Raw genomic sequence first — 17,485 nt, 5'->3', positions numbered from 1 at the left:
CCTTAGGATGGACCTCATGGCGAAATCCGGTACGACGACCCAGGGGCTGCGCGCGGCGATCGAGCGCAGCGGCTACTACCCGGCCCTCGTGGCCGAGGCGGTGGAGGCCGCCGTGGGCGGCGAGCCGATCTCGTCGTACCTGGTCCACCAGGAGACCACCTTCGACTCCAACGAGGTCCGTCGGCACGTCACCGTCCTCGTCCTGACCGGCAACCGGTTCATCGTGAGCCACACCGACGAGCAGGCCGCCGACGCCGGGTCCCCGTCCCCGTACGCGACCACCTCGACCGAGTCGGTCAAGGTCGCCGGGATCTCCTCCGTGGTGCTCAGCCGCGTCGTCGCCAACCCGGAGTCCTACACTCCGGGCACGCTGCCCCGCGAGGTCGTCCTGACCATCGGGTGGGGCGCGGTCTCCCGGATCGACCTGGAGCCCGCCGCCTGCGGCGACCCGAACTGCGACTCCGACCACGGCTACACCGGCAATTCCACCGCCGACGACCTCAGCCTGCGGGTCAGCGAGGCGGGTGACGGTCCCGAGGCCGTGCGCCAGACCCTCGCCTTCGCGCAGGCGCTCAGCGAGGCCACCGCGGCCACGACCACCCAGGCCGCCCGCTGATGACGTACTCCGCGCAGCAGAACTGGCAGGAGCCGGAGCTGCTGGACCTCTCCGGCGCGCCCGTTCCGCAGTACGGCAGCGGCTCGCTCGCCGATCTGCTGCCGACCCTGGCGGCCGGCCAGGGCGTTCCCGGGCTCACCGCGGGGATCGCCGAGCTGACCCCGGCCGACCGCAACTGTGTCTTCCTGATCGACGGGCTCGGCTGGGAGCAGATCAAGGCGCACCCCGCCGAGGCCCCCTTCCTGACCTCGCTCCTGGGCAGCTCGCGCGGTGGCACCGGCCGCCCGATCACCGCGGGCTTCCCGGCGACGACCGCGACCTCGCTGGCCTCCGTCGGCACCGGGCTGCCGCCCGCCGTGCACGGCCTGCCGGGCTACGCCGTGCGCAACCCGGCGACCGGCGAGCTGATGAACCAGCTGCGCTGGAAGCCCTGGACCCAGCCGAAGACCTGGCAGCCGTACCCGACCGTCTTCCAGCTGGCCGACGCCGCCGGGGTCGCCACCTCGCAGGTGTCCTCCCCGGACTTCCAGCACACCCCGCTCACCAAGATCGCGCTGAGCGGCGGCAGCTTCCACGGCCGGATCACCGGCGAGGACCGGATGGACCTCGCGGCTCTGCGCCTGGCCGCCGGCGACCGCTCGCTCGTCTACACGTACTACAGCGAACTGGACGGCGCCGGGCACCGCTTCGGAGTCGACTCCGACGCCTGGCGCGGCCAGCTGATGTACGTCGACCGGCTCGTCCAGCGCCTGGCCGAGCAGCTCCCGCCGCGCTCCGCGCTCTACGTCACCGCCGACCACGGGATGGTCGACATCCCCTTCGACGAGGACGCGCGCATCGACTACGACGAGGACTGGGAGCTGGGCGCGGGCGTGGCCCTGCTCGGCGGCGAGGGCCGCGCCCGGCACGTGTACGCCGTTCCGGGCGCGCAGGCCGACGTACTGACCGTGTGGCGCGAGGTGCTCGGCGACCGGTTCTGGATCGCGAGCCGTGAGGAGGCGCTGGAGCTGGGCTGGTTCGGCGCTCCCGGAGCCTGCGACGAGCGGGTGCTCGGGCGGATCGGGGACGTCGTCGCCGCGGCCCACGCGCAGGTCGCCATCACCGCGTCCCGGACCGAGCCGAACGAGTCCGCGCTCGCGGGCATGCACGGTTCGATGACCGCGGCCGAGCAGCTCGTCCCGCTGCTCGAAGTGCGTACGCCCTAGCGGTCCCGGCCACCCCGGCCGTCCTGCTGCGCCTCCCGCCTTCCGGCTCTCCCGCCCCCCTCGCCCTCCCGCTCTCGAAAGGTCCCGTACTTCGCATGCCCGAGCTGGCTTTTTTCTCCGGAACCATGGACTGCGGGAAGAGCACGCTGGCGCTCCAGATCGGGCACAACCGTTCGGCCCGGGGGCTCCAGGGCGTGATCTTCACGCGCGACGACCGCGCGGGCGAGGGCAAGCTGTCCTCCCGCCTCGGGCTGGTGACGGAAGCGGTCGAGGCCTCCGAGGGCATGGACCTGTACGCCTACGTGGTCGCCCAGCTCTCCAAGGGCGGCAAGGCGGACTACGTGATCGTGGACGAGGCCCAGTTCCTGGCGCCGGAGCAGATCGACCAGCTGGCCCGGATCGTCGACGACCTCGACATGGACGTCTTCGCCTTCGGCATCACCACGGACTTCCGGACCAAGCTGTTCCCCGGCTCGCAGCGGCTGATCGAGCTGGCGGACCGGGTCGAACAGCTCCAGGTGGAGGCCCTGTGCTGGTGCGGGGCGCGCGCCACGCACAACGCCCGCACGGTCGCCGGTGAGATGGTGGTCGAGGGAGCCCAGGTCGTCGTCGGGGACGTGAACCGCCCGGCCGAGGCGATCGGTTACGAAGTCCTCTGCCGCCGCCACCACCGCAAGCGCATGACCTCGGCCGCGGCCCACGCGGGCGCGCTCTCCCCGGACGTCCTCCCGGTCAACCAGGTCTGACGGTCCGTCGCGGCGGAGGGCGCAACGGAGCTCGCAGCGGAATCCTTGCCACGCGTTTCTGGTGCGCGACCGCCACCGGGGCCGCGTCGAGCCGGAACTCCAGGAAGAGCAGGATCCAGCCCCGCTCGCCGAGGCCGACCTATCATGCGGTGATCATCACGGCACGGGGGGCGGGGGACGCGTGAGCGCGTACGCGGGTGGACAGGGACAGGGACAGAGGCAGGGGCAAGGTAACGACGGCAGACCCGTTGGCGGGCGGCGGCGGGGGTGCGTCGGCTTCCTGCTGCTGCCGTTCCACCTTGCGGGGCGGGTCCACCGGCCCACCCGACCCGACCGGCTCGTGGACCAGGCCATCGAACGGGCCCAGATCGCCCGTTCGCTCATCGGGCTGTTCGCCACGTTCTGGCTGCTCTACTCCTACCCGGTCAAGGATTCGGCCAAGGGCCTGCTGGAGGAGCGGCTGGTCGAACTGATCATCAGCGCGGGCCTGTTGTTGGTGCTCGCCCCGCTCATGATCGGTGCGTTCGTGTGCTCCGCCCGGCCGCCCGGCCCGGCCTTCTACCGGCGCAGGCTGCGCGGGCCGCTGATCTCGCTGGGCGTGCTCCTCGCCAGCGCCCTGGTGTTCTGGGCCGGAGTGCTCCAACAGGGGCTGGTGAACACGATGTTCGGGGCCGGCGCGCTCGGCATGCTGCTGGCCCCGATCCTCGGGTTCCTCGCGCTCTTCTCCATCCCCTTCACCCTCGCGTCGGCCGCGCTCGCCGTGCACCACGCCTTCCGCACGGCAGACGTCCACGAAGTGCTGCCGCCGCTGATCTCACCCGTCCTGGTGTGGGGGCTGGCCGTCGTACAGGTCTTCGACGACGGGCCCGTCGACGCCCCGATCCCGGTCCGGATCCTCTTCCTGCTCGGGCCGCCGCTGTCGGTGACCGCCCTGTCCGGCTGGGAGTTGCGCCGCTTGCGGGTGCGGTACGGGATCACCCTGCGCGCCGCCCTGGGGAGGACCGCGCCCGGGGTCAGCTCGCGGACGCGCCCCGCCGGACGAGGCTGAAGACCGCGCCCTCCGGGTCCGCGACCAGCGCGAGCCGGCCGAGCGGTGCGTCGTGCGGTGCGTCGAGCACCCGGCCGCCCAGCTCCACCACCCGCAGCACTGCCGCGTCGGGGTCGGCGACCTCGAAGAAGGTCATCCAATGCGCGCCGCGCTCGTGGGGCAGCGCACGGCCGACGCCGTGCACCGAGGCGACCGGGCGTCCGTGCAGGTGCAGGGTCAGGCGGTCGAGGTCGGGTTCGTCCGCGGCCTCGCCGTCGTGACCGAAGACCGTCTCGTAGAACTTGCCGACGGTCAGCGTCTCCTGGGTGATCAGCTCGTTCCACATCGGCGTACCGGGGCCGCCGGCCGTCCCGGCGCCCATGTGGCCCTCGGCCTGCCAGATGCCGAAGATCGCGCCCGCCGGGTCCGAGCAGATCGCGACCCGGCCGGCGGCGCCCGCGTCGAGCGGCCCGACCGCGACGGTGCCGCCGCAGGCGCGGATGGCCTCCGCCGTCGCGTCGGCGTCGTCCGTGGCGAGGTACGTCGTCCAGGCCACCGGGAGCTGACGGTCCGGCGGCATCTCGCCCATGCCCGCCACCTCGTGGCCGTCCAGCAGCGCCCGGACGTACGGTCCGAGCTGCGCCGGTCCCGGGGCGTACTCCCAGCCGAACAGGTCGGCGTAGAAGTCCTCGGTGGTTCCGAGGCTGTGCACCATCAGGCTCACCCAGCACGGTGTGCCGGGAGTGCGCCGCGTCGCTCCCGCTGCCTCGGTCATGTCAGGTTTCTCCTCCGTCGTACCGCGCCCCGTGTCGGGGCTGATGTTTCCATCCGCGGCACGCTTGCGCGCCCCGACCGGGCCGCTTTTCCGGGTGCTGCGGCAGAGATGACCGAAACACCACGGCCCGTCGATGTCCGGCTTGTTACGTGGTCCGACCGGGTGGGGAGGAGGATGGCCCGCATGACTGTGAAGCCCGTGAACTCCGCGATCCTCTCCGCGTCCGCATTGATGGCCGAACTGGCGGGGGATCGGCCACCGGTCCTCCTCGACGTGCGGTGGCAGCTCGGTGGCCCCCGGCTGCGCGATGCCTACGCGTCCGGGCACCTGCCCGGTGCGGTGTACGTCGATCTCGATCAAGAACTCGCAGGTCCCGCGGGGTCGGGCGGGCGGCACCCGCTCCCGGACCCGGAGGCCTTCGGAGCGGTGATGCGGCGGGCCGGGGTCTCGGCCGGGACGCCGGTGGTCGTGTACGACGGAGGTCAGGGCTGGGCCGCCGCCCGTGCGTGGTGGCTGTTGCGCTGGACGGGTCACGGCGACGTCCGGGTGCTGGACGGGGGACTGGACGCGTGGACGGCGGCCGGGGGTGCGGTGACGGCCGAGGAGTCGGCGCCGATGGAGGGTGATTTCAAGCCAAACCCGGGTGCGGAGAGCGGGCCGGGGCTGCTGGACGCCGACGGGGCGGCGGCGCTGGCCAGGGCCGGAGTGCTGCTGGACGCGCGGGCGGGGGAGCGCTACCGGGGTGACGTCGAGCCGATCGACCGGGTCGGGGGGCACATTCCGGGGGCGCTGTCGGCGCCGACCTCGGAGAACGTGGGGCCGAACGGGCTGTTCCTGGAGCCGGATGCGTTGCGGGCGCGGTTCGCGGGGTTGGGCGCGGCCGAGGAGGGGGTGGCGGTCGGCGTGTACTGCGGGTCGGGGGTGTCCGGGGCGCACGAGGTGCTGGCGCTTGAGGTGGCGGGGATCGGGGCCGCGCTCTACGCCGGCAGCTGGTCGCAGTGGTCCGCGGACCCCGCCCGCCCGGTGGCCACGGGCCCGACCCCCCAGTAACCCCGCCGGGACCGGCGCCGTCCTGCCCCCGGCGGGGCTCGGTCGGGTGCGTCCCGGCTGCGCCGCGGACGCCGGCGGGGCCCGGTGAGCGCGCCCCGGGTGGGCGCTCGCGGTGCGGCCTGGCTGTGCGCCGTCCTGCCTCCGGCGGCGCCTCAATCGCCGGCGGGGCTTGATTCGGCGCGCCCCGGCTGCGCGTCGGCCCGCCTCGGGTGGGGCTCGATCGGGTGCGCCCCGGCTGTGCGCCGTCCTGCCTCCGGCGGCGCCTCAATCGCCGGCGGGGCTTGATTGGGTGCGGCCCGGCTGTGTGGCTCATGGGGACGAGGCTTGGTGGGCGCTGCCTCATCGTGGCGGGGCTTGGATGGGTCGGGGCCCGAGGGATCCTGGCCCATCAAGCCTCGCCGGCGTTTGAGGCGCCGCCGGTGGCCCGGCGTGCCGCGGGCGGCCGGGCCGCGAGGGGCTCCGGGCCCGGACGGTCGGGGTCCGTCCCAGCCCCGCCGGCGTTTGAGGCGCCGCCGGTGGCCCGGCGTGCCGCGGGCGGCCGGGCCGCGAGGGGCTCCGGGCCCGGACGGTCGGGGCTCGATCACCCCCCCGCCGCCGGAGGCTCGATGAGCCGCGGTCGGGGCCCATCGAGCCTCCGGCGGCGATTGAGGCGGGGGGCTACTCCTGCTTCTTGCGGCGGGTGCCGAAGACGATCTCGTCCCAGCTCGGGACGGCGGCGCGGCGGCCGGGCCGGACGCCGTCGGCCTCCGCCTGGCGGTCCGTCGTGCCCGTCAGCCGGTCCCGGTGCCCCGCCACGGTCCGCGGCATCAGGACGTCCGCGTACGCGGCCCCCGCACCCGTGCTCGCCGAGGCGGCGGGCGGTTGCTCCGTCACCGGCTCGTCCGGCTCCGGCGGTTCGACGGCGGACGGACGCTCCGGCACGACCAGGTCGCCCCGGAAGCTCGGCACCGCCTCCAACAGGCTGGTGAGCGAGTCCCGCTCCTCCTCCGGCTCCGGCGGGGGCGGCGGCGCGGGCCGCTCCAGCTGCCGGTCCAGGGCGCGGTCCAGCGGCCGGTCCCGCGGCAGCCGCGCGATCCTCGGCACGAAGGGGAAGCTCGGCTCCGGCGTCGCCGGCAGGTCGTCCGACTCGCCGATCAGCGAGCGGGCCTCGTCGTCCACGGCCACGACCAGGCGGCGCGGAGGATCGTAGGTCCAGCTCGCGGAGTGCGGTTCGGCCGCCACCCGGTAGACCAGCAGGACCTCCCAGGTGCCGTCGTCGCGGCGCCAGGAGTCCCACTGGACGGATTCCTTGTCGGCCCCGCGCAGCGTCAGCCGCTCCTGCACGGCCTCGCCGAGCTGGGGTCCGGTGTTCGTGTTCTCGCCGGGACGTCGCACGGAGGTCTTCCGGGCCCGCTCGGCCATGAACGCGCGCTCCGCGAGCACGGGGCCCTCGAAGCGGCGTACCCGGTCGACGGGGATGCCCGCGAGTTGAGCGACCTCCTCCGCGGAGGCACCGGCTCGTATCCGGGCCTGGATGTCGCGGGGGCGAAGGTGGCTCTCCACCTCGATCTCGATCTGGTTCAGGCGCGCGCGGTCGTTGCGCACGGCTGCCCGCAGCCGCTCATCGATCGGAAGGGTGTACTCCGTGCTGTCCGCAGCTTTGAGCACCAGTCGTGTGCCGTCATTGGAGACGGCCACGACACGCAGTTCGGGCATGGGGACCTCCCGGGTGGTGCCTGCCGACGTCACGTGCGTCGCTGCTTCCGCTAGTCGAGTGTGGCCTGCCCGGGTGCAGCCTGCCACAACCTTGCCGAGTTCATCCGGCGTGTCGGGCATGCGCCCTTGATCGCCGTTATGGCACGGTTACCTGTTGGCCACACACAGTGACCGGTCAGTCACTCTGCGCATCAGGAATCCGTGAGATTCCGTGGCATTGCCGGTTTCGAGCGCCGATTCTGCACCTGCCGGCCCCCTCTCCCGAGTCCGGACATCCGAAAGGAAGGACGGCCCCAGGGCTCGCCACAGTACTCCATTCGGGCCATGCGGGTGGACCGCCGCGCCGCCGAACTTGTCCAGGGCGGGGGGAGTTGAAAGGCCGTACTTCCGTACGTGCCTGGACCTCCGCGCGTTTTCAGGTGTCTTGCTTCACAGAATCACCAGAAATGGAACTATCCGTTTCGCTCAGGTGTCAGTAACTGCTGGAAGCACTGAAACGGACGGGGTCCGGGCACGCAGAGGATGGGGATGGGTCACAAGACGACGCGGGGCATGGAGACGCTGGAGTCGATCGGGGGTGTGGAGCCGCCGGAGAAGAAGAAGTTGGATCTGAGTGCGGCTCAGGTGGCGGGTTCCTCCCTGGCCACCGTCGCGGCCGCGCTCCTCGCGTCGCAGCTCGGCGTGTACGGGACGATCCTGGGCGCGGGCGTGGTCAGCGTGGTCGCCACCGCGGGCGGCCCGGTGATCGGCCATCTCTTCCGGCGCACCGGCGACCAGTTGCGCGAGACCGCCCGGCCCCGTGCCCGGCAGGTCCCCGTCCTGGACGGGGACGCCTACGGCGGGGCGGGCGACGGGCGCGGTCCCGGACCCGTGGGCGGAGCGGTCGGTGACGGCGACGCCACCACCGTGATGCCCGCGGCCGGACCGGGCGGGGTGCCCACCACCGTGATGCCGGCCGTCGGGCCCGCCGGCGCACCCACCACCGTCATGCCCGCCGTCGGCCCGGGGGCCCCGCCGGACGAGGAGTTCACCGGGGGGACCGTCCACGGCACCCGGGTCCGTGGCTGGAAGCGCACGGCGGTCGCCGCCGGCACCGCCTTCGCCATCTCGCTGGGCGGCATCGCGGCGTACGAGGCGCTCTCCGGCAACTCGGTCTCCGACCGGCCCCTGTACACCGCGGTGACCAGCGGCTCCGGGAGCGGCGACAAGAAGCAGGACGCGCCCGCGCCCCCGGACGGGCAGCGCAGCCCGGGCGCCGGGGAGCGCCGGCACGACGAGAGCCCCGGGGCCGGGAGTTCGCCGAGCCCGTCCCGGTCCCACGGGGGTCAGGGCCCCAGCCCCGACCCGAGCCCCTCGCACTCCACCGGCCCGTCGCCGAGCCCCGACCCCTCGCGGTCCAAGGACCCGACGCCGACCCCGACGCCCTCCAAGTCCACGCCGAGCCCGGAGAAGTCCACGCCGCGGGGCGGCACGGACGGGGCGAACCCCTCCTGACCCCGGGTCAGTCGCCCAGTACGCGCCGCAGGTAGTCGTTGGCGAACACCCGCTCCGGGTCCAGTCGGTCCCGGAGCGCGGTGAACTCCCCGAAGCGCGGGTAGACCCGCGAGAAGTACTCCGCGTCCCGCGTGTGCACCTTGCCCCAGTGCGGACGCCCGCCGTGCGCCGTGAAGATCTGCTCGGCGGCGGTGAAGTAGGCGTGGTAGGGCGTGCCCTTGTACATGTGCACCGCGATGTACGCGCTGTCGCGGCCCGAGGCGGTCGACAGGGGGATGTCGTCCGCCGGGGCCGTGCGCACCTCCACCGGGAAGCTGATCCGCAGACCGGAGCGGTCGACCATCGCCTTCAGCTCCCGCAGCGCCTCCACGACGCGCTCGCGCGGAAGGGCGTACTCCATCTCGACGAAGCGCACCCGGCGGGGGCTCGTGTACACCTTGTACGGGATGTCGGTGTAGGTGCGCGCCGACAGGGCGCGACTGGCGATCCGGGCGATGCCGGGTATCGCCGCGGGGACCGCGCGGCCCAGGGAGTTGACGGCCTGGAAGATCCCGTTGGAGAGCAACTCGTCCTCGACCCAGGCGCTGACCGCGCCGGGCGGGGCGGCGGGGCCCTGGCTGCGGTTGTTGCGCTTGGTGTTGCAGTTGCCGGTGTGCGGGAACCAGTAGAACTCGAAGTGCTCGTTCTCCGCGAAGTGCTGCTCGAACTCGGAGGTCACCCGGTCGAAGAGCATCGGCTCCTCGCGGGCCGTCAGGAAGAACAGCGGCTCCACGGCGAAGGTGAGCGAGGTGAGGACGCCCAGCGCGCCGATGCCGAGCCGGGCGGCGGCGAGTATCTCCGGATTCTCCTTCTCCGAGCAGGTCAGCAGGCGACCGTCCGCCGTGACCAGCTCCAGCGCGCGGATCTGCGCGGAGAGCGAGGCGGAGTCCCGGCCGGTGCCGTGGGTGCCGGTGCTGGTCGCCCCGGAGACGGTCTGCTCCATGATGTCGCCCATGTTGGTGAGCGAGAGGCCCTCCCGCGCCAGGGCGAGGTTGAGGTCCTTGAGGGCCGTGCCGGCCGCCACCGTGACCGTGCCGGCGGCCCGGTCGATCTCCCGGATCCCGGTCAGGGCCTGCGGGCGGATCAGGACGCCGTCGGTGGCGGCGGCCGAGGTGAAGGAGTGGCCGGTGCCGACCGCCTTCACCCGAAGGCCGTCCGAGGCGGCCCGGCGGACCGCCTCCTGGAGCTCCCCGACCGAGGTCGGGGTCACGACACGGGCGGGTGTCGCGCGGACGTTGCCCGCCCAGTTACGCCACGCTGCGGTCGGTACCGTGCTGCTGCCCGGCCCGCTCTTGCCTGCTGTCCGCGCCGTCGGTGTGTCCGCCATCGCTAGAGGGCTCCTCCCCTTGCGCCGGCCTCGTCAGCCGGCGGTAACCCGCGAACGCCACCGCCGCCGCGGCGCCCCCCGCCGCGATGGAGACGACGTAGCCGCTGCGCGCCCCGGAGGCGTCGATGACCCAGCCGGCCACGGAGGAGCCGACCGCGACACCGACCGCGAGTCCGGTGCTGATCCAGGTCATTCCCTCGGTCAGCTTCGCGCGCGGTACGTGCGCCTCGATCAGGGCCATCGTGGTGATCATCGTGGGAGCGATGGCGAGACCCGAAACGAAGAGCGCCACGGCCAGAAACGGAAGGTTCCCGGCCAGTAGGAGGGGGATCATACTCACGGCCATCGCACAAATGCCCAGCACCCACCTGCGTTCGGCCTTGCCCTTGAGGTGCAGCAGGCCGAAGGTGATGCCCGCGAGGCAGGAACCGAGCGCCCAGACGGCCAGGATCACGCTGGCGAGGGGCTTGTGCCCCCGCTCGTCCGCGAAGGCCAGGGTGGCCACGTCGATCGAACCGAAGATCGCCCCCGTCGCGACGAAGGTGCCCATCAGCACCTGGAGTCCGGGGGAGCGCAGGGCGGAGGTCCGGTCGGCGTGCTCGTCGTACGGGTGCGGCTCGGGCTCGGTGGCGCGCTGCGCCGTCAGCCACCACACGCCCACCAGCAGGCAGACCGCGGCGAGCAGCGGGCCCGCCTCCGGGAACCAGGTGGTGGACAGGCCGATGGCGATGATCGGGCCGAAGATGAAGCAGATCTCGTCGACCACGGACTCGAAGGAGTACGCGGTGTGCAGGCTCGGGGTGTCCCGGTAGATCACCGTCCAGCGGGCGCGGATCATCGAACCCACGCTCGGCACGCAGCCCGCGAGGGCGGAGAAGACGAAGAGGGTCCAGTCCGGCCAGCCGTTCGCCGCGGCCAGCAGCAGCCCGGTCACGGCGACGACCGCGAAGAGGGTGGCGGGGCGCAGCACCCGGCGCTGGCCGTGCCGGTCGACCAGTTTGGAGACCTGGGGTCCGACCGCGGCGGCGGAGAGGGCGAGGGTGCCGGTGAGCGCGCTTGCGAGCCCGTACCGCCCGGTGATCTCGGAGATCATCGTGAGGATGCCGACGCCCACCATGGACAGCGGCATCCTGCCTATGAAGCCGGCAGCGCTGAACCCCTTGCTGCCGGGGGCGGCGAAGATCGCGCGGTAGGGACTGGGCAAGGGGCCCTCCGTAAGGGACGTCGGTGGCCCATACAGGTTACGACCGTTGGTGCGGTACCCGCAGGGGGAATCAAAAGGGGCAACTTAGGCTGACCTTACCTGCGCGGTGCGGCGGGGCCGGCGGGCGAGGTCGTTTCCCGGGCGCCGAGGGCGGGTGGCAGGATTCGAGGCATGTCAGACCAGCACCCCGCCGCCGCCCGCCCCACCGGTACCGGGCCCGCGCCCGCCGGCCCCGCCGCGCCCTACGACGCCCTGCTGCTGCTGTCCTTCGGCGGCCCGGAGGGCCCGGACGACGTGGTGCCCTTCCTGGAGAACGTCACCCGCGGACGCGGCATCCCGCGCGAGCGGCTGAAGGAGGTCGGCAAGCACTACTTCGGCTTCGGCGGGGTCAGCCCGATCAACGGGCAGAACCGCGAGCTGCTCGACGCGCTGCGCGAGGACTTCGCCGAGCACGGACTGGACCTGCCGGTCTACTGGGGCAACCGGAACTGGGCGCCGTACCTGGATGACGTGCTGCATGAGATCGCCGTCGACGGGCGCCGCCGCGTCGCGGTGCTCGCCACCAGCGCGTACGCCTCGTACTCCGGGTGCCGGCAGTACCGCGAGAACCTCGCAGACGCGCTCGCCAAGGTCGAAGCGGAGGGCCTGGAGCGGCCCCGGGTGGACAAGCTGCGGCACTACTTCAACCACCCGGGCTTCGTGCAGCCCATGATCGACGGGGTGCTCGCCGCGCTGGAGTCGCTGCCGCCGCAGTCCCGCGCGGGCGCCCACCTGGCCTTCACCACCCACTCCATCCCGGACTCCGCCGCCGATGCCTCGGGCCCGGTCGCGGACCACACGCGGGACGGCGAGGGCGGCGCGTACGTCAAGCAGCACCTGGACGTCGCCCGCGTGATCGCGGACGCGGTCCGGGCCGTCACCGGGGTCGAGCGGCCCTGGCAGCTCGTCTACCAGTCGCGCAGCGGCGCCCCGCACACGCCCTGGCTGGAACCGGACATCTGCGACCACCTGGAGGCCCTCCACGGGGCCGGCGCCCCGGCGGTGGTGATGGTGCCCATCGGCTTCGTCTCCGACCACATGGAGGTCCTGTACGACCTCGACACGGAGGCCACCGCCAAGGCGGCGGAGCTGGGACTCCCGGTGGCCCGGTCGGCCACCGTGGGCGCCGATCCGCGCTTCGCGGCGGCCGTCCGCGAGCTGGTGCTGGAGCGGGCGGCGGCGGAGCGGGGCGAGCCGGTGGAGCGCTGCGCGCTCGGACTGCTCGGACCGAGCCACGACCTGTGCGCGGTGGGCTGCTGCCCGGCGCGCGCGCCCCGGCCCGCGGCCGCGGGCGCCGACAGTCCGTACGCGGACGCGTGAGGAGCCTGTTGTGACCGACCTCCTGCTCGACCTCGACGAACTGCTGGAGCTGGCCCTGGAGGCCGCCCGGCGCGCCGGCGCACTCCTGAAGGACGGCCGCCCGGCCGACCTGGCGGTGGCCGCGACCAAGTCCAGCCCGATCGACGTCGTCACCGAGATGGACATCGCGGCGGAGAAGCTGATCACCGGCCTCCTCGCGGAGCGCCGGCCCGCGGACGGGATCCTCGGCGAGGAGGGCGCGGACACGCCCGGCACCAGTGGGGTCCGGTGGGTCGTGGACCCGCTGGACGGCACCGTGAACTACCTCTACGGCCTGCCCAGCTGGGGGGTCTCGATCGCCGCCGAGTACCGGGGCGAGACCGTCGTGGGCGTGGTGGCGGCGCCGATGCGGGGCGAGACCTACCACGCGGTGCGGGGCGGCGGGGCCTGGACGGGCGGCGCCCGACTGTCGTGCCGGCCGGCCGCGCCGCTGGACCAGGCCCTGGTGGCGACCGGGTTCGCGTACGTCCAGACGCGGCGCGCGCACCAGGCGGAGGTGGCCCGGCAGATCGTGCCGCTGGTCCGGGACATCCGGCGGGCCGGGTCGGCCGCGCTGGACCTCTGCGACGTCGCCGCGGGGCGGCTCGACGCCTACTACGAGCGCGGGCTGAACCCCTGGGACCTGGCGGCGGGGGACCTGATCGCCCGCGAGGCGGGGGCCCTGACGGGCGGCCGCCCGGGGCAGCCGGCCTCCGGGGAACTGGTCGTGGCCGGATCGCCGGCCGTGTTCGCCTCGCTCCAGCCGCTGCTCGACGCGGCGGGGGCGTGGCACGACTGAACGCCGGCGACTGAGCCCCGCCGGCCGAACCGTGCCGACTGAACGCCGTCCGGCCCCGGCGCGGGGCGCGCCGGGGCCGGACGGGACGGTCGGAAGGGGGTGCGGGTCGAGGGCCGGGGCGGAGCCCCGGGCCGGTGGGCCGGGGGGTCGGTCAGGCGGCGGAGGCGGAGACCTGTACCTGCACGCCGTGTTCGGCGGCGAGGCGCTGGAGGTCTTCCAGCTCGGCCTGCTCGACTTCCGCGAGGAAGTCGTCGCCGGCCTCGCGGGCCTGCCTGAGGTCCGTCTGCGTGCTCCTGATGCGCTGCAGGAGACCCGCGGTGAATGCGTCCATGGGATACGCCCCTTCTTCGTGGGTCGGCGGCGGCGAGCACGAGGCGCGCCACTGGCATGGAGTGATCGGGGTGTGCTGACGTCCTCCCCGGCACCCTGGGCGCAGAAACCTCGTCAGGCCGGGGAATCCCCGGTCATCCCCCGCCGGAGCGGCTCAGGGGCGCCTTACAGCCGGTTTACGGCTGAAAGGGGCAGGATGGACGACGCAACACACGTGTGCCCTGAAGGGCTCGGAGGAAGGAAACGACGTGCGCGTACTCGTCGTCGAGGACGAGCAGCTGCTCGCCGATGCGGTGGCCACCGGACTGCGCCGCGAGGCCATGGCGGTGGACGTCGTGTACGACGGCGCGGCCGCCCTTGAGCGCGTCGGTGTGAACGACTACGACGTCGTGGTGCTGGACCGGGACCTCCCGCTCGTGCACGGCGACGACGTCTGCCGCAAGATCGTCGAGCTGGGCATGCCCACCCGGGTGCTCATGCTGACCGCCTCGGGCGACGTCAGCGACCGGGTCGAGGGCCTGGAACTGGGCGCCGACGACTACCTGCCCAAGCCGTTCGCGTTCGCGGAGCTGACCGCCCGGGTGCGCGCGCTGGGTCGGCGTACGACCGTCGCGCTGCCGCCCGTCCTGGAGCGGGCCGGCATCAAGCTGGACCCGAACCGGCGCGAGGTGTTCCGCGAGGGCAAGGAGGTGCAGCTGGCGCCGAAGGAGTTCGCGGTGCTGGAGGTCCTGATGCGCAGCGAGGGCACCGTGGTGTCCGCGGAGCAGCTGCTGGAGAAGGCCTGGGACGAGAACACCGATCCCTTCACCAACGTCGTGCGCGTGACCGTCATGACGCTGCGCCGCAAGCTCGGCGAGCCGCCTGTCATCGTGACCGTGCCGGGCTCCGGATACCGGATCTGATGAGGATGGCCTCGTCTCCGGCGCCGCCATCGGCGCCACCGAAACCGACCTGGGACCCCGGCCAGCCCGAGGGTCCCTTCCCTTGGCTCAGGCCGACGATCCGCATACGCCTCACGCTGCTCTACGGCGGCATGTTCCTGATCGCGGGCATCCTGCTGCTGTCGATCATCTACCTGCTGGCCGCCCAGGCCCTGCGGGAGGGCAACGGCCTCCCGTTCAAGATCGTGGGCGGGACGAAGGTCGAGGTCTCCAGCAGCACCTGTCCCGGCGTGCAGTCGATCGAGCAGTCGCTCGACCGCTTCAACCAGGTGATCACCGAGTGCGTCAACGTCCAGCGCAAGCACGCGCTGGACGACCTGCTCAGCCGTTCGCTCATGGCCCTGCTGGGCCTCAGCATCATCGCGTTCGCCTTCGGCTACGCGATGGCCGGCCGGGTGCTGTCGCCGCTCGGCAAGATCACCCGGACCGCGCGGCGCGTGGTCGGCTCGGACCTGACCCGGCGGATCGAGCTCGACGGGCCCGACGACGAGCTGAAGGAGCTGGCCGACACCTTCGACGAGATGCTCGACCGGTTGGAGCGGGCGTTCACCGCCCAGCAACGCTTCGTCGCCAACGCCTCGCACGAACTGAGGACCCCGCTCGCGATCAACCGGACCCTGCTGGAGGTGCACCTCTCCGATCCGGGAGCGCCGGTGGAGCTGCAACAGCTCGGCAGGACGCTGCTGGCCACCAACGAGCGCAGCGAGCAGCTCGTCGAGGGCCTGCTGCTGCTCGCCCGCAGCGACAACCAGATCATCGAGCGCAAGCCGGTGGACCTCGCGGAGGTCGCTTCCCGGGCCCTGGACCAGGCGCGCGTCGAGGCTGCGGGCAAGGGCGTGGAGATCCGCGGCGAGCGCGCGCTGGCGGTCGTACAGGGCAACGGCGTGCTCCTGGAGCGGATCGCCCTCAACCTGGTGCAGAACGCCGTCCGGTACAACGTGCCGGAGGGCGGCTGGGTCGAGGTCACCACCGAGGTGCAGCACGGCCAGGCGGTGCTCCTGGTATCGAACACGGGTCCCGTGGTTCCCGCGTACGAGATCGACAACCTCTTCGAGCCGTTCCGTCGGCTGCGCACCGAGCGCACGGGCAGCGACAAGGGGGTCGGACTCGGCCTTTCCATCGCGCGCTCGGTCGCCCGGGCGCACGGCGGCCGCATCCATGCGGAGCCGCGCGAGGGCGGTGGCCTCGTGATGCGTGTCACTTTGCCGATCTGAGACTTCATGCCCATGTTCGCTCTTGGCTGAATGGAAGAGCGGCCACGGGGGTGGTTTCTGTGTGATCGATCACAGTGCCGGGTGGGGGTCCCTGTACGTTCGGTGACCCCTGGGGCGGCCGGAAAGCCCGGGAAGTCCGGGTTTCCGGCCCCCCTGATGGCGGGAAATACACGGGGTGGCGCTTGTGCGCGGCGACCCCCGGACCGTGTACGGTCCCGGTCGTCATCCCAGCTGAACGCCGCCCATGGCGAGCAGCTGGGTGTCGATTGAGTAACAGACCTTGATGTGAGGCAAAATCTCCGCCTCAGGTCGGGCACAAGTCCGGCCTCTCGCGCGTTACGTGCGCTGAGACACCGCTAAATCCCAGAGGGGGAGAGCGAAAAATGGCAACGGACTACGACACCCCACGCAAGACGGACGACGACGTCGACAACGACAGCATCGAAGAGCTGAAGGCTCGTCGTAACGAGAAGTCGTCCTCGACCGTCGACGTCGACGACTTCGACGCTGCGGAGGGCATGGAGCTCCCCGGTGCGGACCTCTCCAACGAGGAGCTGGCCGTCCGGGTCCTGCCCAAGCAGGCCGACGAGTTCACCTGCACCAACTGCTTCCTGGTGCACCACCGCAGCCAGCTGGCGCGGGAGAAGAACGGCCAGCCGATCTGTCGCGACTGCGACTAGGAGCGTCGGCCGTGACGGGCTCGACGCCTTTTCGCAGGCTCCGCCTGCGAAAACAGCATGATGATCCGGTGGAAACGCACGAGGGAGCCACGGACCCGGCAACGGGTCCCGAAGCGCCCGGCGTGCCCGCCTTGCCCTCCGGGGCCGGAGGACTTGAGCCCTCGGCCACGGAGGCTGCCGAAGAGCCGCGGCGAGCCGCCACGGCCCGTCGGCTGCATGCCGTCAGGAACGGGGTGCGCAAGGGCGGTGAGGGAGTCAGGGCCGCGGCCCTCTTCATCACCGACCGGATCATCGAGAACGCCCCGCGCGTTCCGGTGCGGGACCTCGCGACACTGCGCGCGCAGTTCCCGGACCTGGGTCCCGATCAGCTTGCCGACAAGCTGATCGCGGGCGCCGCCAACGCCAGCTCGACCGTCGGCGCGGGGATCGGTGCGGCGGCGATGCTGCCCGTGCCGCCCGCCATGCCGGCGGAACTGGCCGCGGAGATCACCGGCGTCGCGGCGATCGAGTTCAAACTGATCGCCGAGCTCCACGAGGTCTACGGCCTGCGGCCGCCCGGCACGCTCAAGGAGCGCAGCCTCGGCTACCTCACGGCGTGGACGGAGGAGCGGGGCGTGGACCTCTCCCGGCCCACCACGCTCAATGCCGCCCTCGGCGGCCAGATGAAGCGCGAGCTGCGCCAGCAGATCATGAAGCGGATGGTGCGGAACCTGCCGAACCTCATGCCCTTCATGGTCGGTGCGGCCGTCGGCGCGGTGATGAACCGCCGCGACACCCGCAAACTCGCCGAGAAGGTCCGCAGTGACCTGCGGAGCCGTGCCGTGCCCTGGAGCGCGCTCGCGCAGCTGCCGCCCCTGGAGCAGCCCCTCCAGCCCCTTCCCGAGGCCACCAGGGCCGCCCTTGAGGGCCCTGGGGAACGACCGCACGGCTGAGGCGCCCGGGACCACCGGGATCCCCGTGCCGATC

17 protein-coding genes are annotated in these 17,485 nt (G+C 72.7%); 12 read left to right on the top strand and 5 right to left on the bottom strand.

Translation table 11 applies throughout. From position 1 onward, the window contains the following. Window positions 1–7: 7 nt before the first annotated feature. The 4 genes from ACIBEA_RS17500 to ACIBEA_RS17485 all read left to right on the top strand — a co-directional run bounded on the left by ACIBEA_RS17500 (window position 8) and on the right by ACIBEA_RS17485 (window position 3,615). Entirely contained in the window at window positions 8–616 is a 609-nt protein-coding gene (locus ACIBEA_RS17500) for a DUF5998 family protein (protein ID WP_354381428.1), read from the top strand. Then, window positions 616–1,821 (top strand): alkaline phosphatase family protein, encoded by a 1,206-nt coding sequence (locus ACIBEA_RS17495; RefSeq protein ID WP_399261736.1) that lies wholly within the window; start codon window positions 616–618, stop codon window positions 1,819–1,821. The genes ACIBEA_RS17500 and ACIBEA_RS17495 overlap by 1 nt, the downstream gene beginning before the upstream one ends. A 95-nt stretch (window positions 1,822–1,916) precedes the next feature. Then, window positions 1,917–2,567: a thymidine kinase gene (locus ACIBEA_RS17490; RefSeq protein WP_399261735.1), complete on the top strand. Its 651-nt coding sequence runs from the start codon at window positions 1,917–1,919 to the stop codon at window positions 2,565–2,567. Window positions 2,568–2,907: 340 nt separating this feature from the next. Continuing rightward, on the top strand, window positions 2,908–3,615 hold the full coding sequence (locus ACIBEA_RS17485; protein ID WP_399261733.1) for a hypothetical protein: 708 nt from the start codon (window positions 2,908–2,910) through the stop codon (window positions 3,613–3,615). Here ACIBEA_RS17485 and ACIBEA_RS17480 read toward each other — a convergent pair. After that, window positions 3,581–4,369, bottom strand: a complete 789-nt coding sequence (locus ACIBEA_RS17480; protein WP_399261731.1) for a VOC family protein — start codon at window positions 4,367–4,369, stop codon at window positions 3,581–3,583. The genes ACIBEA_RS17485 and ACIBEA_RS17480 overlap by 35 nt on opposite strands. Window positions 4,370–4,552: 183 nt before the next feature. On the opposite strand from ACIBEA_RS17480, the gene ACIBEA_RS17475 reads away from it, so the two are divergent. Further along, the gene (locus tag ACIBEA_RS17475; protein ID WP_399261729.1) at window positions 4,553–5,419 is read left to right on the top strand and encodes a sulfurtransferase; all 867 of its coding nucleotides are present in this window, start codon (window positions 4,553–4,555) and stop codon (window positions 5,417–5,419) included. A gap of 657 nt (window positions 5,420–6,076) precedes the next feature. Here ACIBEA_RS17475 and sepH read toward each other — a convergent pair. Next, complete coding sequence (sepH, locus tag ACIBEA_RS17470) at window positions 6,077–7,114, bottom strand: septation protein SepH (protein WP_399261727.1); 1,038 nt, start codon at window positions 7,112–7,114, stop codon at window positions 6,077–6,079. A 528-nt stretch (window positions 7,115–7,642) separates the two neighbouring features. On the opposite strand from sepH, the gene ACIBEA_RS17465 reads away from it, so the two are divergent. After that, on the top strand, window positions 7,643–8,608 hold the full coding sequence (locus ACIBEA_RS17465) for a hypothetical protein (protein ID WP_399261724.1): 966 nt from the start codon (window positions 7,643–7,645) through the stop codon (window positions 8,606–8,608). A 7-nt stretch (window positions 8,609–8,615) separates the two neighbouring features. Here the strand turns inward: ACIBEA_RS17465 and ACIBEA_RS17460 are convergent, their stop codons facing one another. Together ACIBEA_RS17460 and ACIBEA_RS17455 are read right to left on the bottom strand one after the other, a co-directional pair. Next, window positions 8,616–9,974, bottom strand: coding sequence for a D-arabinono-1,4-lactone oxidase (locus ACIBEA_RS17460; protein WP_399261722.1), 1,359 nt, complete (start codon window positions 9,972–9,974; stop codon window positions 8,616–8,618). Beyond that, entirely contained in the window at window positions 9,895–11,178 is a 1,284-nt protein-coding gene (locus ACIBEA_RS17455) for an MFS transporter (protein WP_399261721.1), read from the bottom strand. Before ACIBEA_RS17455 ends, ACIBEA_RS17460 begins: the two co-directional genes overlap by 80 nt. A gap of 171 nt (window positions 11,179–11,349) precedes the next feature. Between ACIBEA_RS17455 and ACIBEA_RS17450 the strand changes: the two genes are divergently transcribed. Both ACIBEA_RS17450 and ACIBEA_RS17445 read left to right on the top strand, forming a co-directional pair. Beyond that, complete coding sequence (locus ACIBEA_RS17450) at window positions 11,350–12,537, top strand: ferrochelatase (protein ID WP_399261719.1); 1,188 nt, start codon at window positions 11,350–11,352, stop codon at window positions 12,535–12,537. 10 nt (window positions 12,538–12,547) lie between these two features. Next, entirely contained in the window at window positions 12,548–13,354 is an 807-nt protein-coding gene (locus ACIBEA_RS17445) for an inositol monophosphatase family protein (RefSeq protein WP_399261717.1), read from the top strand. A gap of 151 nt (window positions 13,355–13,505) precedes the next feature. Here the strand turns inward: ACIBEA_RS17445 and ACIBEA_RS17440 are convergent, their stop codons facing one another. Continuing rightward, complete coding sequence (locus ACIBEA_RS17440) at window positions 13,506–13,685, bottom strand: hypothetical protein (RefSeq protein ID WP_399261715.1); 180 nt, start codon at window positions 13,683–13,685, stop codon at window positions 13,506–13,508. A gap of 247 nt (window positions 13,686–13,932) precedes the next feature. Here ACIBEA_RS17440 and ACIBEA_RS17435 point away from each other — a divergent pair, with 247 nt between their 5' ends. The 4 genes from ACIBEA_RS17435 to ACIBEA_RS17420 all read left to right on the top strand — a co-directional run bounded on the left by ACIBEA_RS17435 (window position 13,933) and on the right by ACIBEA_RS17420 (window position 17,451). Further along, complete coding sequence (locus ACIBEA_RS17435) at window positions 13,933–14,586, top strand: response regulator transcription factor (protein ID WP_399261713.1); 654 nt, start codon at window positions 13,933–13,935, stop codon at window positions 14,584–14,586. 5 nt (window positions 14,587–14,591) lie between these two features. Continuing rightward, complete coding sequence (locus tag ACIBEA_RS17430; RefSeq protein ID WP_399261711.1) at window positions 14,592–15,839, top strand: sensor histidine kinase; 1,248 nt, start codon at window positions 14,592–14,594, stop codon at window positions 15,837–15,839. 383 nt (window positions 15,840–16,222) lie between these two features. Next, a complete protein-coding gene (locus ACIBEA_RS17425) occupies window positions 16,223–16,519 on the top strand; it encodes a DUF4193 domain-containing protein (RefSeq protein WP_283449648.1) in 297 nt (98 codons plus the stop codon). An 11-nt stretch (window positions 16,520–16,530) separates the two neighbouring features. Next, window positions 16,531–17,451, top strand: a complete 921-nt coding sequence (locus ACIBEA_RS17420; protein WP_399261709.1) for a hypothetical protein — start codon at window positions 16,531–16,533, stop codon at window positions 17,449–17,451. Window positions 17,452–17,485: the final 34 nt, after the last annotated feature.

It is taken from the genome of Streptomyces sp. NPDC051555 (genome assembly GCF_044454405.1).
GTDB lineage: Bacteria > Actinomycetota > Actinomycetes > Streptomycetales > Streptomycetaceae > Streptomyces.
The sequence above is the reverse complement of the archived record's forward strand: the minus strand, read 5'-3'. Positions and strand labels throughout refer to the sequence as shown.